Origin of the sequence: Knoellia koreensis (assembly GCF_013041615.1) — a bacterium.
In the GTDB taxonomy this organism is placed as follows: domain Bacteria; phylum Actinomycetota; class Actinomycetes; order Actinomycetales; family Dermatophilaceae; genus Pedococcus; species Pedococcus koreensis.
Map to the genome: position 1 here is coordinate 1,683,667 of NZ_JABEPQ010000001.1, position 10,804 is coordinate 1,694,470.

A 10,804-nucleotide genomic window follows, 5' to 3' on the forward strand; every position below is an offset into this window, starting at 1 on the left:
AGTCATGTCCCGAGTCAGAGCTTGATCTCGATGTTGACGTCGGCCGGGAGGTCGAGACGCATCAGCGAGTCGACGGCCTTGGGCGTCGGGTCGATGATGTCGATGAGGCGCTTGTGGGTGCGCATCTCGAAGTGCTCGCGGCTGTCCTTGTACTTGTGCGGCGAACGGATGACCACGAAGACGTTCTTCTCCGTGGGCAGCGGCACCGGGCCGACGACCGTCGCCCCGGCACGGGTCACCGTGTCGACAATCTTGCGCGCCGAGTTGTCGATGACCTCGTGGTCATACGACTTCAGTCGGATGCGGATCTTCTGTCCCGCCATCTGAAGCTTTCTCTCTCTCGCCGTACATCTAGCTGGTGGCCGGCCCTCTCGACCCTCCGACCCCCGCGGTCGGGTGTGTCGCACCCGCTTCGCGGCCCGACGACATGCGCTCTCGCGCGAGTCGTGCGGAATCGGTTGGTCCGGCAGAGCCGGGGCTTGCGCTTCCCGGAGTGTCGCCCCGCACGTGAGAATGCGGTTCGAGGTGTGGCACCGGGGTGGCGGCGTCGACATGGGTCAACGACGCGCGTCAAGCAACCGGTCCAGTGTGCCAGAGCGTGTGGCGACCTACCAAATCGAGGCCGGACCACCCGGCATACCCCCGTCCGTGGCGCGTCGTCGAACGCGACGGGGCGGCGCCGAACCGGCCCACGCAGCCGGTCGGCGCCGCCCCACCAGTCCCAGCTTTCCCGCGTCAAGCGGGAAAGCGAGCTTCGCTCGGGTTACTGGCGCGAGTGAACATCAGGGTTCCCGTGCGAAGCCGCCTGGGCGCTTTCAGCGGGGTCCGCCGCCGAGGACGCCGGCGTCGAACGCCTTGAGCACCGACTCCTTGTCGGCCGCGCTGAGCTTGCCGTCCTTGACCGCAGTGTCGAGGCGGGTGGACAGGTCCGTGCGGCGCTCGGTCTTCTGCGCCGCCTGCACCTTGTCCAGCGCCGCCTGCACCTTGGCCTCGGAGACGCCGAGCGCCTTGGCCAAGGCGGCGACCTCGGCCTTCTCGTGGGCCGCCCGGTCGGCCTCGGTCGGCTTGGTGCCCTGGGCCGGCGGGCTGCTCGGCTTGAGCTGCTCGCGGACACTGTCGAGCGCCGTCTGCACCTTGCTCTCGGAGAGGCCGAGCGCGGAGGCGAGCGCGGCGGCATCCATGCCGCGGCCGTGACCGCCGCGTCCGGGACCACCGGGGCCGCCGGGGCTACGGCCCTCCTGGTCGGTCGTGGCGGACCCACCGGACTGCTCGGGCGCGGTGCTCGGGCTCGCGCTGGAGGTGGCACTCGGGCTCGGGGTGCTCCCCGCGGCCAGGGCCTGGCTCGCGCCGATGCCGGTCGCGAGGGCGACGACGCCACCCACGGCGGCGATCTTCACGGGTTTGCTGATGGACATGCGGGTTCCTTCGGTCATGGCCGACCCCGTGGCCGGCCTGGCTCTCCACCGTCCGTGGCGACGCTGGCCCGCAGCCGTGGCGACCCTGTCAGCCACCTGTCGATCCCCGATTGCTTGCGTCCGTGGTGGTGGCGGCTCCGGCAGCCAGATCCGCCGACGTTGCGGTATGCCGCGTGCTGGCGTCCGCGGTTGCGGCGGTTCCGGCAACCGGATCCGCGGACGCAAGCGGGGTGGGCTGACAGGATCGGCGCCATGACGACTGAGTCGACCAGCCTGCCCGATCCCGCCACCGCGACTGGTTCGGCCGCCGCACCCGGGCCGGGGCGGGCCCGGCAGTCACTGATCTACCGCGCGGGCGTGCTGGGCCGGGCGCCGCAGGTCCCGACCGACTTCGCCACGCTGGAGACCCGTGCGCGGGCGGCGATGTCGGCCAGGGCGTGGGCCTACGTCGCCGGCGGGGCAGGGTCGGGAGCCACGATGCGCGCCAACCGTGCGGCCTTCGAGCGGCACGCACTCGTGCCACGCATGGCGAGCGGCCACGTGAGCCGCGACCTGTCGGTCGAGCTGTTCGGGCGACGGCTGCCCACTCCCCTCCTGCTCGCCCCCATCGGCGCCGCCGCGATGGTCCGGGCCGACAGCGACGTGCACATCGGTCGCGGCGCCGCGGCGACGGGCGTCCCCTACATCCTGTCCAACCAGGGCTGCTCGCCCATGGAGGACGTCGCCGCCGCCATGGGCGACGCGCCGCGCTGGTTCCAGCTCTACTGGTCGACCGACGACGCCCTCGTCGACAGCCTGCTGCGCCGGGCCGAGGCCAGCGGCGCCGACGCGGTCGTCGTCACGCTCGACACCACGATGCTCGGGTGGCGGCCGCAGGACCTCAACCTAGGCAGCCTGCCCTTCAGCCAGGGCATCGGCATCGCGCAGTACACCTCCGACCCGCGCTTCCGCGAGATCGTGCGCGAGCGGACGGCCGACCCGGGGCGGGCCAAGGGCGACGTCGAGGTCACCCTCGGCGCGATCCGCACAATGCTGTCGATCAGCCGCGAGCACCCCGGGTCGCTGCGCGACAACCTGCGTTCCCCCGAGCCGCGCGCCGCCGTCGAGACCTTCCTCGACATCTACTCCAACCCCGGGCTCGACTGGGAGACGCTCGCGACCATCAAGTCACGCACGTCGCTGCCCGTGCTGTTCAAGGGGATCGTGCACCCCGACGACGCGCGTCGCGCGGTCGAGGCGGGCGCGGACGGCATCGTGGTGAGCAACCACGGTGGGCGCCAGGTCGACGGGGCGATCGCGAGCCTGGACGCCCTGCCCGCGGTGCGGGCCGCCGTGGGCGAGGGTATGCCGCTCGTGCTGGACAGCGGGGTCCGTTCCGGTGCCGACGTGGTCAAGGCGCTGGCGCTGGGCGCGGATGCGGTCGCCATCGGGCGGCCGTACATGTACGGCCTCGCCCTGGCCGGCGGCGCGGGAGTGCGTGACGTCGTGGCGAACCTCGTCGCCGAGCTGGACCTCACGATGGGTCTGATCGGTGCCGAAACGGTGGACGACCTCACCCCGGAGATCCTCACCACCGGCCCAGCAGCCGGCACCTCGGGCCCACCCTGATCCGGCCCCTCGAGCCGCAGCAGCGCGACTCGGTGACCGCAGGCGGCTAGGGGCCGGGCACTGCCTGAAGGTCGTCGACGGACAGCACGACCGGTCCGTTGGTGGCGCCCGAGGACAGGTATCCGAAGAGCCCCAGACCACCGGGCACCTGGTACCCCGCTGTCGCGTCGGTCACTGACCGCTGCCAGGTGGTGGGTTCGGTGGCCCCGACCTTCCAGACCCGCATCCGGATGGTGGTCGGTGCCGTGCCGTAGACCTGCACCCGGGCCATCAGCCGTTGGCCAGGTGCAATCGACAGGCCACTGACCGTCGCGTCGGCTGCGAGTCCCGTCTCGACGCCGGCGGCGTTCGTCCGGTGCAGGGAGACTGCCACCGCGCCGTCCGGCTGCAAGCGCACCTTGCCCCGGTACTCCCCAACCCCGGCCACGCGGCGGCCGGTCACCGAGACGTACATCCCGCTGCCCGTCGGGACCTTGTCCATGCCGATGCTCGCGGTGACATCCGTGGTGGTGCTGCTCGGCGCCGCCAGCGCGGCCCACAGTCCGTTGCCCGCGGCAAACCTCAACTGACCCGTGCCACCGCCGACGGAGAAGCTCGCGGCCGGCCCGCTGATGGTCCAGTTGCCGCCGGTATCTGCGGGACCCCAGGCACCGGTGACGGTGCGACCGAAGGCGTCGCTCGCGATCACGGTCGCCGGGGCCACGGACACCGACCTGGTCGTCGTGCCCGTCGCACCTGTGTCGTCGGTGACGGTGAGCGTGATGGCGTAGGTGCCGCCGGCGGCATACGTGTGTCTCGCCGTGGCCCCCGAGCCGGCGGCGCTGCCGTCGCCCCAGTCCCACGCGTAAGAGGCAATGGTGCCGTCCGGGTCCGAGCTGGCCGTGGCATCGACCGAGCAGGCAAGGTTGGTGCACGACGGGCTGAAGGCGGCCACCGGGGCTTGGTTTGCCGCGCCGCGGGTGATCGTGAAGGAGTCGGCGAACGTGCCGCCCGCCGCGCGGCGGAACGCCACCGACATCACGGTGCTCGTCGCGGAGACGTCCACGACACCCCAGGTCGGGTTGGCGTTCAGACCTTGGTAGGCCGCGATGTAGGGCATCTCGGGATCGGTCATCGTCACGTCGCGCAAGGGCACGCCTCCACTGCCGACGATGGCGAAGACGCTGCCGGCCCCGGCCACCAGCGAGCTGTCCGAGTCACCGACGCAGGCGGCGTTGTACACGTCGGGGGTCATCGTCGTGCACCCCGGACCGGTGCGCAGCTGCTTGCTGCGCTGGTAGATGTGGTCGTGGCCCGACAGCACCAGGTCGACCCGCTTGGCGAGGAGCAGGTTCAGCAGGTCGGCACCCGGTTCGCACGGGTAGAAGCCGACACTGATGCAGGGCTTGTGCATGGAGACGACCACCCAGGGGATGCCAGCGGCTCGCGCGCCGTCGATCGCCGCCGCGGTCCACTCGTATCTCGGCGATCCGACGGTGTACGACCACTGCCCGTCGGGATAGTCCAGGGCCGGCGAGATGTTCACGAAGCGCACCAACGGGGTCCCCTTGGGCGCGTCGACGTAGTACTGCCGGCCGTAGGTGCCGACGGCACCGGGCAGCTGGTTGGGCAGGCAGGCGGAGAAGTCGTTGATGTTGCCGTTGAGGCCGTTGCTCTCATGGTTGCCGCTGATCAGCTCGAACGGGTAGCCGCTGCCCACCTTGCTGGTCACCAGCGAGCACCACGCCTGCTCGTCTCCGGTGGCACCGTAGGACAGGTCGCCCAAGGCGAGGTTGAGGTCGTTGTCCAGCCCGCCGATGGTGTCGAGCACCGCGCGTGCCTCGGTCGACGTGGAGTAGTCGCCCGCTGCGCTGAACCGCAGCGTCACCTCGCTGGGGGCGGAGGCGACCGGGCCCGCCAGCAGCGCAGCCAGGACCACCGCAGACATCGCTGCCGCGCGGAAGCGACCCTTCATGCTCGCGACGCTAGACCTCCCGGCTCCGCGGCAGGTCGCCCCCAGGACGTAGGCCATTCCCGCCCTTACCCGGCATACCAATGCAAAGGGCCCCGCAGCCGAAGCTGCGGGGCCCCTTGGTGGAGCTGGTGCTCGAGTCGAGCCCTAGATCACTTGGTGATCTTGGTGACCCGGCCGGCGCCGACGGTGCGGCCGCCCTCGCGGATGGCGAAGCGCAGGCCCTCCTCCATGGCGATCGGCTGGATGAGCTCGACCTTCATCTCGGTGTTGTCACCGGGCATGACCATCTCGGTGCCCTCAGGCAGGTGGACAACGCCGGTCACGTCAGTCGTACGGAAGTAGAACTGCGGACGGTAGTTGTCGTAGAACGGCGTGTGACGGCCGCCCTCGTCCTTGGACAGGATGTAGACGTTCGCCTCGAACTCCGTGTGCGGGGTGATCGAGCCGGGCTTGACGATGACCTGGCCGCGCTCGACGTCCTCGCGCTTGGTGCCGCGAAGCAGCAGACCGACGTTCTCGCCCGCGCGACCCTCGTCGAGGAGCTTGCGGAACATCTCGATGCCGGTGACGGTGGTCTTCGCCGGGGGGCCGTCGTGGATGCCCACGATCTCGACCTCCTCGTTGACGTTGAGGACACCGCGCTCGATACGGCCGGTGACGACCGTGCCACGACCGGTGATCGTGAAGACGTCCTCGACGGGCATGAGGAACGGCTTGTCGATCTCGCGCTCCGGCTCCGGGATCGCGGTGTCAACCGCGTCCATGAGGTCGAGCACCGACTGGCCCCACTTCTCGTCGCCCTCGAGGGCCTTGAGCGCGGAGACCTTGACGACCGGGACGTCGTCGCCGGGGAACTCGTAGTCGGACAGCAGCTCGCGGACCTCCATCTCGACGAGCTCGAGGATCTCCTCGTCGTCGACCATGTCGGCCTTGTTGAGCGCCACGACGATGTAGGGAACGCCGACCTGGCGGGCCAGGAGGACGTGCTCCTTCGTCTGCGGCATCGGGCCGTCGGTGGCGGCGACCACGAGGATCGCGCCGTCCATCTGGGCCGCACCGGTGATCATGTTCTTCACGTAGTCCGCGTGACCGGGGCAGTCGACGTGCGCGTAGTGACGCGACTCGGTCTGGTACTCGATGTGCGCGATGGAGATGGTGATACCGCGCTGCTTCTCCTCGGGCGCCTTGTCGATGTCCTCGAACGCGAACTGCGGGTTCAGGTCCGGGTACTTGTCGTGCAGGACCTTGGAAATCGCAGCCGTCAGCGTCGTCTTACCGTGGTCGATGTGACCGATGGTGCCGATGTTGACGTGCGGCTTAGTCCGCTCGAACTTTGCCTTCGCCACTTGATGTCCTCCTCAGGACTCTTCTTGGTGTTACGCCGCAGCCCTGGCAGGACGTGGCGCGGATTGTGGGTGTGTTGCGTGGTGCGGTGGTGCTTGGGGTGTGTTGCTGGGAATCCGACCCCAACGGTGCGCGACCGGTAACTCTACCGGTCACTCACCCCGGGTCTTCTTGATGATCTCCTCGGCCACAGCCTTGGGGACCTCGGCGTAGGAGTCAAACTCCATCGAGAAGCTCGCCCGACCCTGCGTCTTGGAACGCAGGTCGCCGACGTAGCCGAACATCTCCGAGAGCGGGACGAGACCGCGGACGACCTTGGCGCCGCTGATGTCCTCCATGCCCTGGATCTGGCCACGACGGGCGTTGATGTCGCCGATGACGTCACCCATGTAGTCCTCGGGCGTACGCACCTCGACGGCCATCATCGGCTCGAGCAGCACGGGGTTGGCCTTGCGGACAGCCTCCTTGAGCGCCATCGAGCCGGCGATCTTGAACGCCATCTCCGAGGAGTCGACGTCGTGGTACGCACCGTCGAGCAGCGTCGCCTTGATGCCCACCAGCGGGTAGCCGGCGAGCACGCCGTACTGCATGGCGTCCTGGATACCGGCGTCGACCGACGGGATGTACTCGCGCGGCACGCGACCACCGGTGACCTTGTTGTCGAACTCGTAGAGCTCGCCACCCTCGGTCGTGTCCAGCGGCTCGAGGCTGATCTGGATCTTCGCGAACTGGCCCGACCCACCCGTCTGCTTCTTGTGGGTGTAGTCGTACTTGTCCACGCTCGACTTGATCGTCTCGCGGTAGGCCACCTGCGGCTTGCCGACGTTGGCCTCGACCTTGAACTCGCGCTTCATGCGGTCCACGAGGATGTCCAGGTGGAGCTCGCCCATGCCGGCGATGATCGTCTGGCCGGTCTCCTCGTCGAGGTGGACCTGGAAGGTCGGGTCCTCGGCGGAGAGCTTCTGGATGGCCGTCGACAGCTTCTCCTGGTCGCCCTTGGTCTTGGGCTCGATGGCCACTTGGATGACCGGCTCGGGGAACGTCATCGACTCGAGCACGATCTGCTCGTTCGGGTCGCTCAGGGTGTCACCGGTGGTGGTGTCCTTGAGACCGATGGCGGCGTAGATGTGACCCGCCAGGGCCTCCTCGACCGGGTTCTCCTTGTTGGCGTGCATCTGGAACAGCTTGCCGATGCGCTCCTTCTTGCCCTTGGTCGTGTTGACGACCTGCGAGCCCGCTGCGACGCGGCCGGAGTAGACCCGGATGAAGGTGAGCGTGCCGAAGAACGGGTGGGCGGCTACCTTGAACGCCAGCGCGGAGAACGGGGCCTCCTTGCTGGGCTCGCGGGTCATCTCGACCGACTCGTCGCCCGGCTTGTGGCCCTGCATCGCGTCGACGTCCAGCGGCGACGGGAGGTAGTCGACGACGGCGTCGAGCATCGGCTGCACACCGCGGTTCTTGAAGGCCGAACCACAGAAGATCGGGTAGAGCTCGGAGTTGACGGTGAGCTTGCGGATGCCCGCCTTGAGCTCCTCGATCGACAGCTCCTCGCCACCGAGGTACTTCTCCATGAGGTCGTCGTCGGACTCGGCGACGCGCTCCACGATGTGGTTGCGGTACTCCTCGGCCTTGGCCTGCAGGTCCGCCGGGATCTCCTGGATCTCGTACTTGGCACCCATGGTGACGTCACCCTTGGCGTCGCCGGGCCACACCAGGGCGCGCATGTAGAGCAGGTCGACGACACCGATGAAGTCGTTCTCGGAGCCGATCGGAAGCTGCATCACCAACGGCTCCGCACCGAGGCGGTCCTTGATGGTCTGCACGGTGAAGTAGAAGTCCGCGCCGAGCTTGTCCATCTTGTTGACGAACGCGATGCGAGGCACGTCGTACTTGTCGGCCTGGCGCCACACGGTCTCGGACTGGGGCTCGACGCCCTCCTTGCCGTCGAAGACGGCGACGGCGCCGTCGAGGACGCGCAGCGAGCGCTCCACCTCGACGGTGAAGTCGACGTGACCGGGGGTGTCGATGATGTTGATCTGGGTGCCCTCCCAGAAGGAGGTGACGGCAGCGGAGGTGATGGTGATGCCCCGCTCCTTCTCCTGCTCCATCCAGTCGGTCGTGGACGCACCGTCGTGCGTCTCACCGATCTTGTGGTTGACACCGGTGTAGAAGAGGATGCGCTCCGTCGTCGTCGTCTTGCCGGCGTCGATGTGCGCCATGATGCCGATGTTGCGGACCTTCGTGAGGTCCGTCAGGACGTCGAGTGCCACTTGCGTTATCTCATCTCGCTCGTTGCGGAAAGCTGTTGTGTTCGTTGCGTTGTGCGCGTGGCGACCAGTGGTGACCACACGCTGTCCGGTATGCCGCGTGCGCGCCTGGCGCACGCGGCATACCGGCCGCTGTCACCAGCGGTAGTGCGCGAAGGCCTTGTTGGACTCGGCCATCTTGTGGGTGTCCTCGCGGCGCTTGACTGCTGCGCCGAGGCCGTTGGAGGCGTCGAGGATCTCGTTCATGAGGCGCTCGGTCATCGTCTTCTCACGACGCTGACGCGAGTAGCCGACCATCCAGCGCAGGGCCAGGGTGGTCGCGCGGTTCGGCTTGACCTCGACCGGCACCTGGTAGGTCGCGCCACCGACACGGCGGGACTTGACCTCCAGGGTCGGGCGGATGTTGTCGAGCGCACGCTTGAGGGTGGCGACGGGGTCGGTGCCGGTCTTCTCGCGGCAGCCCTCGAGGGCGCCGTAGACGATGGTCTCGGCGATCGACTTCTTGCCGTCGAGCAGGACCTTGTTGACCAGCTGGGTCACCAGCGGAGACTGGTAGACCGGGTCGACGACGAGGGGGCGCTTCGGCGCGGGGCCCTTGCGAGGCATTACTTCTTCTCCTTCTTCGCGCCGTACCGGGAACGAGCCTGCTGGCGGCCCTTGACACCCTGGGTGTCGAGCGAGCCGCGGATGATCTTGTAGCGCACACCCGGGAGGTCCTTCACACGACCACCGCGCACGAGCACGATCGAGTGCTCCTGCAGGTTGTGGCCGACACCGGGGATGTATGCCGTGACCTCGATGCCGCTGGTGAGGCGGACACGAGCCACCTTGCGCAGCGCCGAGTTCGGCTTCTTGGGGGTGGTGGTGTACACGCGCGTGCACACACCGCGGCGCTGCGGCGAGCCCTTGAGGGCAGGGGTCTTGGTCTTGGCGACCTTGTCCTGCCGGCCCTTGCGCACCAGCTGGTTGATCGTAGGCAACCTGTTCTCCGTACGTCGTCGAGTGGTCCGTGCCCTGGTGGGCACTCCTTGGTGTTGTCGCCGTCCCCCGACCCCCGCACTCGGGTGTGTCGGACTGGGCGCTCTCCCCTGCACTCCCCACACGTGACCCATGCGGGTCGAGTCGTGGATTGCCCGGCGAGAGGTGGTGCTGGGGCGGCTGTCCGGAAAACCGGCGCCGCGTCCAGCGGGCATGCCCGAGGCACACCTCAGGCACAGTCCTCAAAGATACCGCCTGCACAGAACCGCTCCAAATCGGTTCCTGCCGGCAGCCCCCGGTACAACACCGCAGGTGGCGCGCCTATGCCCGACCGGGCGTCGGTGCGGCGGCCGGCGCGGTCAGGGAGTAGAGCGCGTAGTCGAACCTGCGCCCCTCCCGGTGGATCGTGATGACCTGCTCCCCTGCGGTCGCACCGTCGTGCCTGGTGGCGAGCGCGCGCTGGTCGGCGGCCAGGTCGGGCGCCTCGTGCGAGGACCAGATGACAAGGCGCCCACCGGGCGCCAGTGCCCCGTATGCCGCGTGCAGGCCGGTGGGTGCGTAGAGGCCGGCGTTGTGGGCGTGGACGAGGAAGCCCGGCCCGTTGTCGACGTCGAGCAGGATGAGGTCCCACGGCTGCGACGGCACCGGTGAGGTGCCGGTGAGGACGTCGGCGACGTCCGCGGCATACAGGCGGCAGCGTCCGTCAGCCTCGAGGTCCGCCAGCTCGGGGACGACTCCCGCGCGAGCCCATTGCACCAGCGGGGCAGCCAGCTCGACGACATCGAGGCGCTCGACCCGGTCGTCGGCGAGGACGGTGCGGGCGGTGAAGCCCAGGCCCAGCCCACCGACGAGGACGCGACTCGGGTCGGTGTGGTCGGCGAGCGCGGCCTGGGCCAGCTCGACCTCGGTGGAGACGTCGACGGTGTCCATCGCGAACACTCCCCCGACGACGAGCTCGAGCACCTCGCCGCGGCGGCGCAGCGCCACCTCCCCGTGCGGGGTGTGCGACCGCGCCACCGTGACCAGCTCGGCCGCCGTGACGCCGCCCTCGTCGCCGAACCCACTCACGCGACCCATCCTTCCCCACTCGTTGCCGACCACACGGCACGAGGCCCCCTTCCGCGTCAGAGTTAATACACCAGAGCCCGGCTGAAACACCCAACCAGGAGACGGCTACGTTTCGTCCGTTTCGAAAGGTTGGAGTAGATGACAGAGCCCAAACCCAAGCCCGGGTTGCA

Annotated in this window: 9 protein-coding genes; 1 reads left to right on the forward strand and 8 read right to left on the reverse strand. The window is 68.8% G+C overall.

From position 1 onward, the window contains the following. Positions 1 to 14: 14 nt before the first annotated feature. Complete coding sequence (gene rpsJ, locus HJG52_RS08305) at positions 15 to 323, reverse strand: 30S ribosomal protein S10 (RefSeq protein WP_009775966.1); 309 nt, start codon at positions 321 to 323, stop codon at positions 15 to 17. 492 nt (positions 324 to 815) lie between these two features. Then, complete coding sequence (locus HJG52_RS08310; RefSeq protein WP_171242956.1) at positions 816 to 1,415, reverse strand: phage protease; 600 nt, start codon at positions 1,413 to 1,415, stop codon at positions 816 to 818. 252 nt (positions 1,416 to 1,667) lie between these two features. Here HJG52_RS08310 and HJG52_RS08315 point away from each other — a divergent pair, with 252 nt between their 5' ends. Continuing rightward, positions 1,668 to 3,023, forward strand: a complete 1,356-nt coding sequence (locus tag HJG52_RS08315) for an alpha-hydroxy-acid oxidizing protein (protein ID WP_171242957.1) — start codon at positions 1,668 to 1,670, stop codon at positions 3,021 to 3,023. Positions 3,024 to 3,069: 46 nt separating this feature from the next. Here HJG52_RS08315 and HJG52_RS20370 read toward each other — a convergent pair whose 3' ends face one another. The 6 genes from HJG52_RS20370 to HJG52_RS08345 form a co-directional block, all read right to left on the reverse strand. After that, the gene (locus tag HJG52_RS20370; protein ID WP_206069986.1) at positions 3,070 to 4,977 is read right to left on the reverse strand and encodes a PKD domain-containing protein; all 1,908 of its coding nucleotides are present in this window, start codon (positions 4,975 to 4,977) and stop codon (positions 3,070 to 3,072) included. Positions 4,978 to 5,126: 149 nt separating this feature from the next. Beyond that, positions 5,127 to 6,323: an elongation factor Tu gene (tuf, locus tag HJG52_RS08325; protein WP_171242958.1), complete on the reverse strand. Its 1,197-nt coding sequence runs from the start codon at positions 6,321 to 6,323 to the stop codon at positions 5,127 to 5,129. A 150-nt stretch (positions 6,324 to 6,473) separates the two neighbouring features. Next, the gene (fusA, locus tag HJG52_RS08330; protein WP_171242959.1) at positions 6,474 to 8,591 is read right to left on the reverse strand and encodes an elongation factor G; all 2,118 of its coding nucleotides are present in this window, start codon (positions 8,589 to 8,591) and stop codon (positions 6,474 to 6,476) included. A gap of 132 nt (positions 8,592 to 8,723) precedes the next feature. Beyond that, positions 8,724 to 9,194 (reverse strand): 30S ribosomal protein S7, encoded by a 471-nt coding sequence (rpsG, locus tag HJG52_RS08335; RefSeq protein ID WP_171242960.1) that lies wholly within the window; start codon positions 9,192 to 9,194, stop codon positions 8,724 to 8,726. Next, the gene (rpsL, locus tag HJG52_RS08340; RefSeq protein WP_171242961.1) at positions 9,194 to 9,568 is read right to left on the reverse strand and encodes a 30S ribosomal protein S12; all 375 of its coding nucleotides are present in this window, start codon (positions 9,566 to 9,568) and stop codon (positions 9,194 to 9,196) included. Before rpsL ends, rpsG begins: the two co-directional genes overlap by 1 nt. Positions 9,569 to 9,887: 319 nt before the next feature. Then, a complete protein-coding gene (locus HJG52_RS08345) occupies positions 9,888 to 10,634 on the reverse strand; it encodes a polyamine aminopropyltransferase (protein ID WP_171242962.1) in 747 nt (248 codons plus the stop codon). Positions 10,635 to 10,804 lie beyond the last annotated feature (170 nt).